The organism is Mycobacterium sp. MMS18-G62 (assembly GCF_053877835.1).
In genome coordinates, this window is the sequence record NZ_CM132662.1 from 1595411 (window position 1) to 1612006 (window position 16596).

Below are 16596 nucleotides of genomic sequence, written 5' to 3' on the forward strand. Positions count from 1 at the left end.
CGATGTCGCCGAACCTGAGCCTGACGACGCAGGCGTGGCGGTTCATCGTCACCGGCGGCTTCTCGGCGATCGTCGACTTCGGCCTCTACGTGCTCCTCTACAAGGCCGTTGGCCTGCAGGTCGACCTCGCGAAGGCCATCAGTTTCATCTTCGGCACCATCACGGCGTACCTGATCAATCGGCGATGGACGTTCCAAGCAGAACCCAGCACCGCCCGGTTCATCGCCGTCATGGTGCTGTACGCCCTGACCTTCACTGTGCAGGTCGGGCTCAATCATTTGTGCCTGCACCTGCTCGACTACCGAGCGTGGGCGGTGGCCGTGGCCTTCGTCATCGCGCAGGGCACCGCGACTGTGATCAACTTCATCGTCCAACGGGCGGTCATATTCCGGCTGCGCTGAGCCTTAAGCGCCAGGCGGTACCCTCGTCACGATGTTTCAGACCACTCCCCGGCGGCTCACCGGCTGGGCCCGCACTGCGCCGAGCGTCGCGCAGGTGCTGTCCACGCCGGATCCTGAGGTAATCGCCAAGGCTGTGTCGCAGGTCGGCGACCGTGGAGTAATCGCCCGCGGGTTGGGCCGGTCCTACGGCGACAACGCCCAGAACGGTGGCGGCCTCGTCGTCGACATGACCGCGCTCAGCAGAATTCATTCGATCGACGCTGACACCCATCTGGTCGACGTCGACGCCGGCGTGAACCTCGACCAGTTGATGAAGGCGGCGTTGCCGTTCGGTCTGTGGGTGCCGGTGCTTCCCGGTACCCGACAGGTCACCGTCGGAGGCGCCATCGCCTGCGACATCCATGGCAAGAACCACCACAGCGCGGGCAGCTTCGGTAACCACGTGCGGTCGATGGACCTGTTGACCGCGGACGGCGAAATCCGTGAACTGACTCCCGACGGCCCCGAGGCCGAGCTGTTCTGGGCCACGGTCGGCGGCAACGGCCTCACCGGCATCATCCTGCGCGCGTCCATCCAGATGACGCCAACAGAGACGGCGTATTTCATCGCCGACGGCGACGTCACCGCGGGTCTCGACGAGACCATCGCTTTTCACAGCGACGGCAGCGAGGCCAACTACACCTACTCGTCGGCATGGTTCGACGCGATCAGCGCGCCACCCAAGCTTGGCCGCGCGGCTATATCCCGCGGATCACTGGCCACTATCGATCAGCTACCCAAGAAGCTGCAGAAGAATCCGCTGAAATTCGATGCGCCGCAATTGCTTACGATCCCCGACATCGTGCCCAACGGCATGTTGGTTGGCAAGTACACGTTCGCGCCGATAGGCGAGCTGTGGTACCGCAAATCGGGTACCTACCGCGACAAGGTACAGAACTTGACGCAGTTCTATCACCCTCTCGACATGTTCGGCGAGTGGAATCGCGCGTACGGTCCTGCGGGTTTCGGCCAGTACCAGTTCGTGGTTCCGACCGAGGCCGTCGAGGAGTTCAAGGCCATCCTGCTCGACATCCAACAGTCGGGACACTATTCATTCCTGAACGTGTTCAAGCTGTTTGGTCCGGGAAACCAAGCGCCGCTGAGCTTCCCGATTCCCGGCTGGAACGTCTGTGTCGACTTCCCGATCAAGCCTGGGCTCAACGAATTTCTCAACGAGCTCGACCGTCGGGTGCTTGAGTTCGGCGGGCGGCTCTACACGGCCAAGGACAACCGCACGACTGCCGACATGTTCCATGCCATGTACCCGCGAATCGACGAGTGGATTGCCGTGCGCCGCAAGGTGGATCCCAACGGCGTGTTCGCCTCGGACATGGCCCGACGTTTGGAGTTGCTCTAGATGGTCCTCGACGCCGTAGGTAACCCGCAGACCATCCTGCTGCTCGGCGGCACATCCGAGATCGGGCTGGCGATCTGCGAGCGATATCTGCGCAATGCCTCCGCACGGATTGTGTTGGCCGAACTGCCTGATCATCCACTGCGCGACAAGGCCGTCGCGCAGATGAAGGAGGCTGGGGCCAAGTCCGTCGAGCTGATCGACTTCGACGCCCTCGACACCGAAAGCCATTCCAAGGTGATCGATGCCGCCTTCGCAGGCGGGGACGTCGACGTGGCGATCGTGGCGTTCGGCTTGCTCGGAAACGCCGAAGAGCTGTGGCAGAACCAGCGCAAGGCCGTGCAGGTCGCCGAGATCAATTACACCGCAGCGGTTTCCGTCGGTGTGCTGCTTGGTGAGAAAATGAAAGCACAGGGCTACGGCCAGATCATCGCGATGAGCTCGGCCGCCGGTGAACGCGTGCGGCGGTCCAACTTCGTCTACGGCTCCACGAAGGCCGGTTTGGACGGCTTCTACCTCGGTCTCGGGGAAGCCCTGCGCGAGCATGGTGTTCGGGTGCTCGTCATCCGGCCCGGACAAGTGCGTACGAGTACGACGCTCGAGCATTGGAAGTCCACGGGCACAAAGGAAGCGCCGTTCACCGTCGACAAGGAGTACGTCGCCGAACTGGCGGTCACGGCATCGGCCAAAGGCAAGGAACTGGTATGGGCGCCGGGAGCGTTCAGGTACGTGATGATGGTGTTGCGGCACATCCCGCGCCCCATCTTCCGCAAGCTCCCCATCTAGCGATGCGTGGCGCGCTGGCCGTGGTCGGCCAGATGGCGGTCGCTGCCGTCGTGGCGGTGGTGGTCGCGGTCATATCGCTAGTGGCGATTTCGCGTGTGGAGTGGCCCGCATACAACTCGTCGAACCAGCTGCACGCACTGACGACCGTTGGCCAATTCGGATGCCTCGCAGGGCTTCTTGTCTCTGGCTTGATCTGGAGACGCGGACGCCGCACCCTCGCCAAGGCCTGCGCGCTGGTGTTTCTGTCCGCGTTCTCCGTTGTCACGCTGGCGATGCCGCTGGGCGCAACCAAGTTGTACCTGTTCGGCATCTCGGTCGACCAGCAGTTCCGCACCGAATACCTGACCCGCCTCGCGGACACCGCAGCACCGCACGACATGACGTATTACGGCCTGCCGCCGTTCTACCCGCCGGGATGGTTCTGGCTCGGCGGCCGCCTCGCTGATCTGACCGGAACACCGGCCTGGGAAATGTTCAAGCCGTGGGCGATCATCTCCATCACGATCGCGGTGCTTCTCGCTTTCGTCCTGTGGGCCAGCATGATTCGCTTCGAGTACGCGGTCATCGTGTCGACGGCCACCACTGCGGCCACGCTGGCCTACTCACCAGCCGAGCCGTACTCCGCAATCATCGCGGTGCTGATCCCGCCGGTGTTCGTGATGGCGTGGTCCGGACTACGAGGCGCAACCAGAAGTGGCGGCTGGGCCGCGGTGATCGCCACGGGCATCTTCCTCGGTGTCACGGCGCTGTTCTACACACTGCTGCTCGCCTACAGCGCCTTCACGATCACGATCATGGCGTTCGTCCTCGCGGTGTCGCGCAGACGTCTAGAGCCGTTGATAAGGCTCGCGGTCATCGCGGTGATCGCCGGCGCCATATCCCTATTGGGCTGGGGGCCGTATCTCCTTGCCGCTGCGGGCGGTTCACCGGCCAGCTCCGGCACGGCCTTTCACTATCTGCCCGCCGACGGCGCACAGCTGTCGTTCCCGATGTTGCAGTTCACGCTCCTTGGCGGTCTGTGCATGGCCGGCACGCTGTGGCTGGTGGTTCGGGCCCGCTCGTCGACCCGGGCCGGTGCGCTCGCCGTCGGCGTTCTGGCCATCTACGCATGGGCGATCCTGTCGATGCTGACCACGCTCGCGCGCACTACCCTGCTGTCGTTCCGGCTGCAGCCGACACTGACCGTATTGCTCGCCGCAGCAGGCGCATTCGGGTTCGTCGAGGCCGCCGTCGCGCTTGCCCGCCGCTATAGCCCACAGACAGGCCGTCGCATCGTCGCCGCCGCAGCCGCCCTCGGCGCCGTCGGCGCGGTGGGGTTCAGCCAGGACATCCCGAACGTCCTCAAGTCCGACATCGTCGTTGCCTACACCGACACCGACGGGTACGGCCAGCGTGCCGACCGTCGGCCGCCCGGCGCCGAGCAGTACTACCGCGAGATCGACACGAAGATCCGGAACGTCACCGGCCAGCCACGCAACCAGACCGTCGTCCTCACCGCCGACTACAGCTTCCTGTCGTACTACCCGTATTACGGGTTCCAGGGACTGACGTCGCACTACGCCAACCCACTGGCGCAATTCGACGCAAGGGCCGCCGCGATCGAAAGCTGGGCCACGCTGAGCACCGCCGACCAGTTCATCGCGGCGCTGGACAAGCTGCCATGGAAGGCGCCGACGGTGTTTCTGATGCGCCGCGGCGCCAACGACAACTACACGTTGCGCCTGGCCTCGGACGTCTATCCGAACCAACCGAACGTCAAGCGCTACCACGTGCCCCTCGACGCCAAGCTGTTCGACGACCCGAGGTTCGACGTCTCGACCGTCGGCCCATTCGTGCTCGCGATCCGGAGGCCCTGATGGCCACCGAAGCGCCGCCGCACGCAGGCCAATTACCATCAAGCCCCGTGACCGCTGCGGGCAACCATCGCACCGCGCGACTCATCGCCATCGTGGCCGGGCTGCTCGGGGCGGCGCTGGCGATCGCCACGCCTCTGCTGCCAGTCCAGCAGACAACCGCGCAGCTGAACTGGCCGCAGAACGGTGTGCTGCAGAGCGTCAACGCGCCGCTCATCGGATACGTGGCCACCGACCTCACCATCACCGTGCCGTGCCGCGCGGCCGCGGGTCTGGCGGGGCCGCAAAACGCAGGCAAGACCGTGCTGCTGTCTACCGTGCCGAAGCAGGCGCCCAAGGCCGTCGACCGCGGACTGCTCATCGAACGGGTCAACAACGACCTCCTGGTCATCGTCCGCAACACCCCGGTCGTCAGCGCACCGCTCGACCAGGTGCTCAGCCCGGCGTGCCAACGGCTGACATTCACCGCGCACGCCGACAAGGTGACCGGCGAGTTCGTCGGTCTGGTGACGGGCCGCGATTCCGACAACCCAGGCAAGCCCTTGCGCGGGGAACGCAGCGGCTATGACTTCCGGCCTCAGATCGTCGGCGTCTTCACCGACCTCGCGGGTCCCGCGCCGCCAGGTCTTCAGTTCTCGGCGACCATCGATTCGCGCTACAGCAGCTCGCCGACGCTGCTGAAGATGCTCGCGATGATCATCGGGGTGGCGATGACGGTCATCGCGCTCGGCGCCCTTCATGTGCTCGACAGCGCGGACGGCCGAGGGGTGAAGCGCTTCTTGCCGCAGCGATGGTGGTCGGCGGGGCCGCTCGACGGGCTGGTGGCCGCCGTCCTGGTGTGGTGGCACTTCGTCGGGGCCAACACCGCCGACGACGGCTACATCCTCACCATGGCCCGCGTCTCCGAGCACGCCGGCTACATGGCCAACTACTACCGGTGGTTCGGCACACCGGAATCACCGTTCGGCTGGTACTACGACCTGCTCGCAATGTGGGCGCACATCAGCACGAACAGCGCCTGGGTGCGGTTGCCGACCCTGGTGATGGCGCTGCTGTGCTGGTGGCTGATCAGCCGCGAAGTGATACCGCGGCTCGGGCATTCCGTGAAGCAGAGCCGCGCCGCGGCATGGACGGCGGCCGGCATGTTCCTGGCGTTCTGGCTGCCGCTGAATAACGGACTGCGGCCGGAACCGATTATCGCCCTTGGCATTCTGCTGACCTGGTGCTCGGTCGAGCGAGGAGTGGCCACCAGCAGGCTCTTGCCCGTCGCGATCGCGATCATCATAGGCGCACTGACACTGTTCTCGGGTCCGACGGGTGTTGCGGCCGTCGGCGCGCTACTCGTTGCCGTCGGGCCGCTGAAAACCATTGTCGCCGCGCATACCTCGCGGTTCGGCTATCTGGCACTGCTGGCGCCGATCCTCGCCGCATGCACCGTGACGATCATCCTGATCTTCCGTGACCAGACGCTGATCGGCGAACTGCAGGCGTCCACGTTCAAGTCCGCCGTCGGGCCGAGCTTGAGCTGGTTCGACGAGCACATCCGGTACGAGCGCTTGTTCACCACCAGCCCCGACGGCTCGGTGGCACGCCGGTTCGCGGTGCTCACGCTGCTGCTCGCACTCGCTGTGTCGGTGGCAATGTCGTTGCGCAAGGGCAGAATTCCCGGCACGGCGCTTGGGCCGAGCCGTCGCATCGTCGGCATCACCATCATCTCGTTCCTCGCGATGATGTTCACCCCCACCAAGTGGACCCACCACTTCGGGGTTTTCGCCGGGCTGGCCGGATCGCTCGGCGCGTTGGCCGCCGTCGCCGTCACCGCCGCAGCGATGAAGTCGCGGCGCAACCGGGCGATGTTCGCCGCCGCGGTGCTGTTCGTGATGGCATTGTCGTTCGCCACCGTCAACGGCTGGTGGTATGTGTCCAACTTCGGTGTGCCGTGGTCGAACCAGTTCCCGGAGTGGCAGTTCGGTTTCACCACCATGCTGCTCGGCTTGTCGGTCGTCGCGCTCCTGCTGGCGGCCTGGTTCCACTTCTCCGGCCGTGACCATTCTCCGCCCACCCGCCACCGATGGCAGCGAATTATCCAGTCGCCCTTGGCAATTGCCGCGTGGTTACTGGTTTTCTTCGAAGTCCTCTCGCTGACACTGGCGATGATCGACCAGTATCCGGCCTGGAGCGTCGGCAGATCGAACCTCGAGGCCATGACCGGTAAGACCTGCGGGATGGCCGACGACGTCATGGTCGAACAAGACCCCAACGCAGGAATTCTCGCGCCCGTGGGTGTGCCCGTCGCTGACGCGCTTGGCTCCGTCACCAAAGAAGGCTTCGGCCCCAACGGAATTCCCAGCGACGTATCCGCCGACCCGGTGATGGAGAATCCCGGCGCCACCAACTTCGCCGACACCGAGACAGGCACGGTCAGCGCGAACGAGGCCGGCACCGAGGGCGGCACCACAGCCGGCGCGGGTGTCAACGGCTCCCGGGCCCGACTGCCCTACAGCCTCGATCCCGCCCGCACGCCCGTGATGGGCAGCTGGCGCAGCGGCACTCAGCAGCCGGCGGTGCTGCGCTCGGCGTGGTACCGGCTGCCGCCGCGCGATCAGTCGGGCCCGCTGCTCGTGGTGTCCGCCGCCGGGCGCTTCGACCCCGGCGAGGTCGTCGTGCAGTGGGCCACCGATGCACAGGCCGCCAAGGGTGAGCCTGGCGGCGGCATCGGATTCGCCGACGTCGGCTCCGCGCCCGCGTGGCGCAATCTGCGGGCGCCGATGGCGGCGATACCACGCGAAGCGACGCAGATACGGCTCGTCGCCACCGACGACGACCTCAATCCGCAGCATTGGATCGCGATCACCCCGCCGCGCATCCCGCACCTGCGCACGCTGCAGGACGTCGTCGGCTCGCAGGACCCGGTCTTGCTCGACTGGCTGGTCGGCCTGGCGTTCCCATGCCAGCGGCCGTTCGGCCATCAGAACGGCGTGATCGAGGTGCCGAAGTGGCGCATCCTGCCCGACCGGTTCGGCGCGGAGGCCAACTCGCCGGTGATGGACAACCTGGGCGGTGGGCCGCTGGGCATCACCGAGCTGCTGCTGCGGCCCACGACCGTGCCGACCTATTTGAAGGAAGACTGGTTCCGCGACTGGGGCGCGCTGCAGCAGCTCACGCCGTACTACTCGAACGCCCAGCCGGCACGGCTGGATCTCGGTTCGGCAACTCGTAGCGGACTGTGGAGCCCGGCGCCGCTGCGGCACTAACGACGTCGCCTACCATCGAGCCTCGTGCCTGCCCACCGCATCGCCCGCCTGATCGCCGTCATCGCGGGCATCGCGGGCGTGGTGTTGTGCGCACTGGCGCCGCTGCTGCCGGTAAAGCAGACCACGGCCACCATCCTGTGGCCGCAGGCGCCGGGCGCCGACGGCCTGGTCAGCGATATCACCGCCCCACTGGTGTCCGGTGCGCCGCAGGCCCTGGACGTTTCCATCCCCTGTAAGACCATCGCGAGCCTTCCCACAAGCGGCGGGCTGGTGTTTTCCACCGTTCCGCCCGCCGGCATCGACGCCAGCCGCAACGGGCTGTTCGTGACCGCCAACGCCGACGCCGTCGTCGTCGCGTTCCGCGACTCGGTCGCCGCAGTCGCGCCCCGCCCCGCGGTAGCCGCCGGCGCCTGCAGCACGCTGCACATCTGGGCCAACGTGGGCGGTGTCGGCGCCGACTTCGCCGGCATATCGGGCGCCACCGGCACGCTGGCCGCCGAGAAGCGGCCCCAGGTCGCAGGCGTGTTCACCGACCTGCACGTGGCCCCGCAGCAGGGCCTGTCGGCACGCATCGACGTCGACACCCGGTTCATCACCAGCCCGACCGCGCTGAAGCTCGCCGTGATGGTGCTCGGGGTGGCCTGCGTGGTGGCGTCGATCATCGCGCTGGCCGTGCTCGACCGGCGCTCCGGCCGCCGGGTGCGCGACGCATGGCGGCGGTTCTGGCGCGTCGGCATCTCGACGTGGCTGGCCGATATCGGCGTCGTCGGCACGCTGCTGCTGTGGCATCTGATCGGCGCGATCTCGTCCGACGACGGCTACAACCTGACCATCGCCCGGGTGTCCGGCGCGGCGGGATATGTCGCCAACTACTTCCGCTTCTACGGTGCCAGCGAGGCGCCGTTCGACTGGTATCAGAGTGTGCTCGCGCAGATGGCGACGATCAGCACGGCCAGCGTGTGGATGCGGCTGCCTGCCACCGCGGCGGCCATCGGGACATGGCTGATCATCAGCCGCTGCGTGATTCCGCGACTCGGCAGGCGGCTGGCCAACAACAGGGTCGCGGTCTGGACGGCGGGCGCGGTGTTCCTTGCGGCGTGGCTGCCGTTCAACAACGGCCTGCGCCCGGAGCCGTTGATCGCCTTCGGCGCGCTCGCGACGTGGATGCTCGTGGAGAGCGCGATCGCCACGCGACGGCTGTGGCCCGCCGCGATCGCCATCGTCGTCGCGATGTTCAGCGTCACCCTTGCTCCGCAAGGTCTGATCGCGGTGGCAACGCTGCTGGTGGGTGCGCGGCCGATCGCGCGCGTCATCGCCAGCAGGCGTCCCGTCGACGGGCTCGTCGCCCAGCTCGCGCCTCTGGCCGGCGCACTGTCGTTGATCTTCGTGATCGTGTTCCGCGACCAGACACTGGCCACCGTCGCCGAATCCGCGCGCATCAAGTACGTCGTCGGCCCGACCATCGCGTGGTATCAGGATTTCCTGCGCTACTACTTCCTGACGGTCGAGGACAGCGCCGACTCGTCCCTGACGCGCAGGTTCGCGGTGCTGGTGCTGCTCGTCTGCCTGTTCGGGATGCTTGCGGTGCTGCTGCGACGGGGCGGTGTCCCAGGCATGGCGAGGGGCCCGGTGTGGCGGCTGATCGGCGCGACCGCGATCGGCCTTCTGCTGCTGACCTTTACACCGACGAAGTGGGCCGTGCAGTTCGGCGCGTTCGCCGGGCTGGCCGGCGCGCTCGGTGCCGTCACGGCGTTTGCATTCGCTCGGGTCGGCCTGCACAGCCGCCGAAATCTCGCGCTGTACGTCACGGCGCTGCTGTTCGTATTGGCTTGGGCCACATCGGGTATCAACGGGTGGTTCTACGTCGGCAACTACGGCGTGCCGTGGTTCGACAAGCAGCCGGTGATCGCCGGCTCTCCGGTGACGACGATGTTCTTGGTGCTGGCCATCGCGACCGGCCTGCTGGCCGGCTGGCTGCACTTCCGGATGGACTACGCCGGCCACACCGAAGTCGCGAACACCCGGCGCAATCGGGTGCTCGCGTCGACGCCGCTGTTGGTGGTCGCGGTCATCATGGTCGTGCTCGAAGTCGGTTCGATGGCCAAGGGCGCCGCGCAGCGCTACCCCGTCTACACCACCGCCAAGGCCAACGTAAACGCACTTGCCTCCGGGCTGAGCAAGTCCAGCTGCGCGATGGCCGACGACGTCCTCGTCGAACCCGACACGAATGCCGGTCTGCTGCAACCTGTTCCGGGTCAGCGCTTCGGTCAGTTCGGGCCGCTGGGCGGGGAGAACCCCGTCGGCTTCACACCCAACGGCGTCAGCGACACCCTCGAACCGCCCGAACCGGTCACCGCCAACCCGGGCACGGTCAACTCGCCAGGATCGCCGAACGAACCGAACATCGGCATCGGCTTCGCCGCCGGCACCGGCGGCGGATACGGACCCGTCGGCGTCAATGGGTCCAACGTCTTCCTGCCGTTCGGCCTCGACCCCAAACGCACCCCGGTGATGGGCAGCTACAACGAGAACACCGTCGCGGCCAAGGTCACGTCGGCGTGGTACCAGCTGCCGCCCCGTAGTCCCGATCGTCCGCTGGTGACAGTCGCTGCGGCGGGGGCGATTTGGTGGTACGAGGAGGACGGCTCGTTCAACTACGGACAATCGCTCAAGCTGGAGTGGGGCGTGCACCGGCCCGACGGCAGTTATCAGCCGCTCGGCCAGGTGCAGCCGATCGACATCGGCCCCGGCCCGCAAAAGTTCTGGCGCAACCTGAGATTCCCGCTGACCTGGGCGCCCCCGGAGGCGAACGTCGCGCGCATCGTGGCCGACGACCCGAACCTGTCCAGCGACCAGTGGTTCGCGTTCACCCCACCGCGCGTGCCGGTGCTGGAGACGGCGCAACAGCTTCTCGGCTCGCAGACGCCGGTGCTGATGGACATCGCGACGGCGGCGAACTTCCCGTGCCAGCGCCCGTTCTCCGAACACCTCGGTGTCGCCGAACTGCCGGAGTACCGAATCCTTCCGAACCTCAAGCAGGTGGTGGTGTCGTCGAACCAGTGGCAGGCGGCCAGGGGCGGCGGTCCGTTCCTGTTCATTCAGGCGCTGCTGCGCACGTCCGCTGTTCCGACATATCTGCGCGACGACTGGTATCGCGACTGGGGTGCGATCGAACGCTACGACCGCGTGGTGCCGGCGTCGGCCGCGCCGAACGCCGTCATCGAACAAGGCTCGGTGCAGGTGTTCGGCTGGAGCCGAAGTGGGCCGATTAGGGCGCTGCCATGACGGCGACTATCAGCCGCGACGCGGCCCGCGATGTGCGCGATGTGAAGGTCACCCGCTGGGTGGCGACGATCGCAGGCCTCATCGGTTTCGTGCTGTCGGTCGCGACGCCGTTGTTGCCGGTCGTGCAGACCACCGCGACGCTGAACTGGCCGCAGCACGGTCAGCTCAATAACGTTACGGCGCCGCTGATTTCGCAGGTACCCGTGACCATGACGGTGACGGTGCCGTGCGACGTGGTCCGCTCGATGCCGCCGGCCGGTGGCATGGTGCTGAGCACGGCGCCCAAGGAGGGCAAACAGGCGGCGCTCAATGCGCTGTTCGTCAACGTCAACGCTCAGCGCGTCGACATTACCGACCGCAACGTCGTGGTGGCCAGTGTGCCGCGTGCGCGGGTCGTAGCACCCGATTGCCAGCGCATCGAGATCACCTCGTCGGAGGCGGGCACGTTCGCGACGTTCGTCGGGTTGACCGATCCCACCACCGGTAAGGAACTGCGGACAGGTTTCGCCGACCCTAACCTGCGGCCGGCGATCGTGGGGATCTTCACCGATCTCACCGGGCCTGCTCCGCCCGGGCTGAGCGCGTCGGCGGTAATCGATACCCGATTCTCCACGAAGCCAACACCTTTGAAGCTGGCCGCGATGGTGCTGGCGATCATCTCGACGATCGTGGCGCTGGTCGCGCTGTGGCGGTTGGACCGGCTCGACGGCCGCCGCATGCACCGGTGGATTCCGCAGCGCTGGCGCACCTTTACCGCGCCCGACGTCGTCGTCGTTGGCGGCTTCCTGTTGTGGCATGTGATCGGCGCGAACTCCTCCGACGACGGCTACATCCTGCAGATGGCCCGCGTCGCGGGGCATGCCGGGTATATGTCGAACTACTTCCGCTGGTTCGGGAGTCCAGAAGACCCGTTCGGCTGGTACTACAACTTGCTGGCGTTGATGACCAGCGTCAGCGATGCCTCCATCTGGATGCGGCTACCCGACCTGGCATGCGGAATTGTGTGCTGGCTCTTGCTTTCTCGCGAGGTGCTGCCCAGGCTGGGGCCTGCCGTCGCGGCGAGCAAGCCCGCGCTGTGGGCGGCGGGCCTGGTGCTGCTGGCCGCGTGGATGCCGTTCAACAACGGCCTGCGGCCCGAAGGTCAGATCGCCACCGGTGCGCTGATCACCTACGTGCTGATCGAACGAGCGATCATCTCGGGCCGCATGACACCGGCCGCGCTGGCGTTCATCTCCGCGGCGTTCACGCTCGGCATCCAGCCAACCGGTCTTATCGCGGTCGCCGCTCTGCTTGCGGGTGGCCGCCCCATTCTGCGAATCCTGGTGCGGCGGCACCGGATCGTCGGTACCTGGCCGCTGGTCGCTCCGCTACTGGCGGCCGGAACCGTGGTGCTGACCGTGATTTTCGCGGACCAGACACTGGCGACGGTGTTGGAGGCCACCAGGATTCGCACCGCGATCGGGCCGAGCCAGCCGTGGTACACCGAAAACCTTCGGTACTACTACCTGATCCTGCCGACCGTCGATGGATCCCTGTCGCGACGGTTCGGATTCTTGGTGACCGCACTGTCGCTGTTTGCGGCGATGTTCATCATGTTGCGGCGCAAGCGGGTTCCCGGCGTCGCGCGCGGACCGGTGTGGCGCTTGATGGGTGTCATCTTCGGCACGATGTTCTTCCTGATGTTCACCCCGACCAAGTGGGTGCATCACTTCGGCCTGTTCGCCGCCGTGGGCGCGGCGATGGCGGCGGTGGCCACTGTGCTGGTGTCGCCCGCGGTGATGCGGTGGTCGCGCAACCGGATGGCGGTCCTGGCCGCGGTGTTCTTCATGCTGGCGCTGACCTTCGCCACCACCAACGGCTGGTGGTACGTGTCGAGCTACGGCGCGCCGTTCAACAATGCCGCGCCGAAGATCGGCGGAATCACGGTCAGCTTCGTCTTCTTCGTGTTGTTCGCGATCACCGCGATCTATGCGGCCTGGCTGCACTTCGTGTCCAGGGACCATGGCGAGGGCCGCATTGCGCGGGCGTTGACGGCGGCACCCATCTCGCTGGCCGCGGGCTTCATGGTGCTGGTGATGGTGGGCTCGATGGTGGCGGGCATCGTGCGCCAGTACCCCACCTATTCCAACGCGTGGGCCAATCTGCGCTCCTTCACCGGCGGCTGCGGACTGGCCGACGACGTGCTCGTCGAACCCGATCCCAACAACGGTTTCCTGACCCCGCTCCCGGGTAACTACGGCCCACTCGGCCCCTTGGGCGGCGTGGGGCCGGTGGGCTTCACACCCAATGGCGTGCCGGAAAAGATTGTCGCCGAGACGATTCGGATGTCGCTGCCGATGCCCGGCACCGACTACGACTGGGACGCGCCGACCAAGCTCAAGACGCCCGGTGTGAACGGGTCGACGGTCCCGCTGCCGTACGGCCTTGATCCGGGGCGGGTTCCGTTGGCGGGCACGTACGTCGAGGGCCCGCAGCAGCAGAGCCGGCTGACGTCGGCGTGGTATCAACTGCCCCGCCCCGATGACGCCCATCCGCTCGTGGTCATCACCGCGGCGGGGACCATCACCGGGGACAGCGTGTTCAACGGTCGGACCGACGGGCAGACGATCGTGCTGGAGTATGCGCGCCCAGGCCCCGACGGTGCTCCCGTTGCGGCGGGCAGGTTGGTGCCCTACGACCTCGGACCGATTCCGTCATGGCGCAACCTGCGATTCCCACGTTCGGCGATTCCCGCCGACGCGGTGGCCGTGCGAGTGGTCGCCGAGGATCAATCGCTGACGCCTGGCGACTGGATCGCGGTCACACCTCCGCGCGTACCCGAGCTGCGATCGGTGCAGGAGTACGTCGGCTCGGAACAGCCCGTGTTGATGGACTGGGCGGTGGGGCTTGCGTTCCCGTGCCAGCAGCCGATGCTGCATGCGAACGGTGTCACGCAGATTCCGAAGTTCCGCATCACTCCGGACTACAACGCCAAGCGCAAGGACACCGACACCTGGGAGGACGGCCTCAACGGCGGCCTGCTGGGGATCACCGATCTGCTGCTGCGCGCGCACGTGATGGCGACGTACCTGTCGCACGACTGGGGTCGCGACTGGGGATCGCTGCGCAGGTTCGACACGGTAGTGGAAGCTGGGGCTGCCGAACTTCAATTCGGCACCGCGACCCACAGCGGCTTGTACAAGCCGGGCAAGATCCGCATCGGTCCCTAAGTGGCAGACCGCATTCGACTCGGCAACGCGGCTCTCACCCGCGTCGTTGAATGGCAGGTCGACAGCTTGCCGATGACGGTGTTTCCCGAGACACCCCCGGAGGCGTGGACCGGGCTCGCGGACGAGTTCGAGACGTTCTGGAGCGATGACCACTGGCGCATCGCGTTACAGGTCTGGGTTGTCGAAGTGGACGGCCTCATCGTCGTGGTCGACACCGGCGTCGGCAACGACCGAAGCCGCCCCCGGATGGCAGTACTCGATCACCTCCATACCGACTTCTTGGGGTCGCTGAAGGCCGCCGGCATCGCCCCGGCCGACGTCGACGTTGTCGTCAACACCCATCTGCACTTCGATCACGTCGGCTGGAACACCATGCGCGACGGCGACGCGTGGGTACCGACGTTTCCCAACGCCCGCTATCTTGTGCCGGACGCGGACTACCGGCACTTTCATCCCGACAGTGCTGCACAGCAGGCGGCGCCGCGTACCGAAGAAGAGCTGTCGCTGCGCGAGCACGTTCGAACGGTGTTCGCGGACAGCGTTTCTCCCGTCGAGGAGCAGTTGCAGTTGTGGTCCGACGATTATCAGCTGAGCGAGTCACTGCGTCTTCGTCCTGCACCTGGCCATACTCCGGGATCGTCGGTGGTGTGGCTGGATGCCGGTGAACCCGCCGTATTCGTCGGCGACCTCACACACTGCCCGATTCAGTTGCACCGGCCGAATGATCCGTGCGCTTGGGACGAGGACTTCGCCGCCGCCGCGGCCACCCGTAAACGTGTCCTGACAGAGGCGTCCCGTCGACGCGCTGTGGTCATTCCCGCGCACTATCCCGGACACGGCGGTGCGACGGTGGTCGCCCGTGGAGATGCCTTCATGGTCGACGACTGGATGGAGTTGCCGGCCATCTGAGGAGGAGCCCGGGGTCATGTGCTTATTGCCCGCCTCCGAGCGACAAAGTCGCCAGTGGCGACACTGTCGCCGGAAGGCGGGCAAGTCGACACAGTGGGGTAGAGCTACGACGTCGGCGTGGCAGTGGGTGTGGCCGTCGTGTTGCCCTGCAGGATGTCATCGTGACAGTCGAGGCGACTCTGGCCCGTCTGCTCCATGCAAACCAGGACCGGTGACTCGGTCTCCGACGGGTAGACCTCTTCGTTGGGGCCGGCGGTGACCGTCGGGCTCGAGATCTCGCCCGGATACAACGACCAGATCGTCGCGTTCGTCGTCGGAAGATGCGCACAGTAGGCTGGCGCACCCGCTTCGGTGATACCCGCCGCGCCCAGCGTCGCGCAGTTGGCGCCGACCACCACGACCGGCAATGCAACGCCTCCCGGCGGCGCGGGCGCAGTCGATGACGTCGGGTGCGGCCCAGCGGCCGCGCGGTGATCGCGGGTGCGGTCGAACACGACGAAAGCGACTGCGGCAAGGGCGATCAGGACCAACGCGACGGCCGCTGGAATCACGATGCGGCGCTTGGACTTCGCCTGTGTCCTGGAGTGTCGCGGGCCAGTCGCAGCGGCGGCCAGCATGGTCGCGTCGGCCTCGCTGTGCACCTCCGGCATACCGACGCGGTGTGCGAGCGCGCGGGCGAAGTCGATGCAGCGGTCGTACCGGCCCTGAGGAGACTTGGCGAGCGCTTTGTCGAAAACCGGTCCGAGGCTGGACAACTCGGGACGGCGCGTCCCGATAGCGGGCGGATCAGCGGTCAGATGCTGGCTGATCACCACTGCAGGATTGGAGTGCTGGAAAGGCGGCGTCCCCGTCAGTAGCTGATACGCCGTTGCCGCGAGCGCGTACTGATCGGCGCGCCCGTCGATCCCTTCACCGCGCAGCTGCTCCGGCGCGGCGTACGCGACCGTTCCGACCGTCATGTTCGTGCCGGTCAGATTGCTTGTGTCGTCACCCCTGCGCGCGATTCCGAAGTCGGCCAGCATGATTCGCTCATGCTCGGTGTCCGGGTTGGCCATCAGGATGTTGGCGGGCTTGACGTCACGATGGGTCAGATTGCGCGAGTGTGCGTAATCGAGGGCTTCGGCGACGGCCGTCACGATCCGCATGACCTCATCGGGCGGCATCCCGTCCGGATAGCGCTCGGCGAGCAACCGGGCCGCGTCAGTTCCTTCGACGTAGTCCATCGAGATCCACAACCGGCCGTCGACTTCTCCGCGGTCGTGGACTTCGACGATGTGCGGGTGCCACAGTGTGGCCGCGATATCAGCTTCGCGCTTGAACCGTTCGCGATACTCGCTGTCGGCACACACCGTCGCCGAGAGCACCTTGAGCGCATCATGTCGCGGCAACCGCGGATGCTGAGCCAGATACACCTCACCCATCCCGCCGGCACCGAGCGATCGCAGGATGGTGTACCCAGCGATCACCTGCCCGTCTGCTAGCGGCATGTGCGCATCCTCGAAATCC

The 16596-nt window shown here is 66.5% G+C and carries 9 protein-coding genes; 8 read left to right on the plus strand and 1 reads right to left on the minus strand.

Annotated elements, in window-relative coordinates:
- Window positions 1-2 precede the first annotated feature (2 nt).
- Genes ACWW36_RS08020 through ACWW36_RS08055 form a run of 8 tightly spaced genes read left to right on the plus strand, consistent with a single transcriptional unit; the run spans window position 3 to window position 15090 of the window.
- Complete coding sequence (locus ACWW36_RS08020) at window positions 3-401, plus strand: GtrA family protein (RefSeq protein WP_456142409.1); 399 nt, start codon at window positions 3-5, stop codon at window positions 399-401.
- Between the two features lie 31 nt (window positions 402-432).
- Window positions 433-1797 carry an FAD-binding protein gene (locus ACWW36_RS08025; protein ID WP_456141027.1) on the plus strand — a complete coding sequence of 455 codons (1365 nt, stop codon included), beginning with the start codon at window positions 433-435 and terminating at the stop codon, window positions 1795-1797.
- Complete coding sequence (locus ACWW36_RS08030) at window positions 1798-2580, plus strand: decaprenylphospho-beta-D-erythro-pentofuranosid-2-ulose 2-reductase (RefSeq protein WP_456141028.1); 783 nt, start codon at window positions 1798-1800, stop codon at window positions 2578-2580.
- A gap of 2 nt (window positions 2581-2582) precedes the next feature.
- Window positions 2583-4436 (plus strand): galactan 5-O-arabinofuranosyltransferase, encoded by a 1854-nt coding sequence (locus ACWW36_RS08035; RefSeq protein WP_456141029.1) that lies wholly within the window; start codon window positions 2583-2585, stop codon window positions 4434-4436.
- Window positions 4436-7687 carry an arabinosyltransferase domain-containing protein gene (locus tag ACWW36_RS08040; RefSeq protein WP_456141030.1) on the plus strand — a complete coding sequence of 1084 codons (3252 nt, stop codon included), beginning with the start codon at window positions 4436-4438 and terminating at the stop codon, window positions 7685-7687. The genes ACWW36_RS08035 and ACWW36_RS08040 overlap by 1 nt, the downstream gene beginning before the upstream one ends.
- Window positions 7688-7711: 24 nt before the next feature.
- Window positions 7712-10972 (plus strand): arabinosyltransferase domain-containing protein, encoded by a 3261-nt coding sequence (locus tag ACWW36_RS08045; protein WP_456141031.1) that lies wholly within the window; start codon window positions 7712-7714, stop codon window positions 10970-10972.
- Complete coding sequence (locus ACWW36_RS08050) at window positions 10969-14181, plus strand: arabinosyltransferase domain-containing protein (protein ID WP_456141032.1); 3213 nt, start codon at window positions 10969-10971, stop codon at window positions 14179-14181. Before ACWW36_RS08045 ends, ACWW36_RS08050 begins: the two co-directional genes overlap by 4 nt.
- Window positions 14182-15090, plus strand: coding sequence for an MBL fold metallo-hydrolase (locus ACWW36_RS08055; RefSeq protein ID WP_456141033.1), 909 nt, complete (start codon window positions 14182-14184; stop codon window positions 15088-15090).
- Window positions 15091-15194: 104 nt separating this feature from the next.
- Here ACWW36_RS08055 and ACWW36_RS08060 read toward each other — a convergent pair whose 3' ends face one another.
- Window positions 15195-16577, minus strand: a complete 1383-nt coding sequence (locus ACWW36_RS08060; RefSeq protein WP_456141034.1) for a serine/threonine-protein kinase — start codon at window positions 16575-16577, stop codon at window positions 15195-15197.
- Window positions 16578-16596: the final 19 nt, after the last annotated feature.

Coding starts and splice junctions, on each gene's coding strand:
- ACWW36_RS08020 (WP_456142409.1), top strand. CDS start 3: ATGTCGCCGAACCTGAGCCTGACGACGCAGGCGTGGCGGTTCATCGTC.
- ACWW36_RS08025 (WP_456141027.1), top strand. CDS start 433: ATGTTTCAGACCACTCCCCGGCGGCTCACCGGCTGGGCCCGCACTGCG.
- ACWW36_RS08030 (WP_456141028.1), top strand. CDS start 1,798: ATGGTCCTCGACGCCGTAGGTAACCCGCAGACCATCCTGCTGCTCGGC.
- ACWW36_RS08035 (WP_456141029.1), top strand. CDS start 2,583: ATGCGTGGCGCGCTGGCCGTGGTCGGCCAGATGGCGGTCGCTGCCGTC.
- ACWW36_RS08040 (WP_456141030.1), top strand. CDS start 4,436: ATGGCCACCGAAGCGCCGCCGCACGCAGGCCAATTACCATCAAGCCCC.
- ACWW36_RS08050 (WP_456141032.1), top strand. CDS start 10,969: ATGACGGCGACTATCAGCCGCGACGCGGCCCGCGATGTGCGCGATGTG.
- ACWW36_RS08060 (WP_456141034.1), bottom strand. CDS start 16,577: ATGCCGCTAGCAGACGGGCAGGTGATCGCTGGGTACACCATCCTGCGA.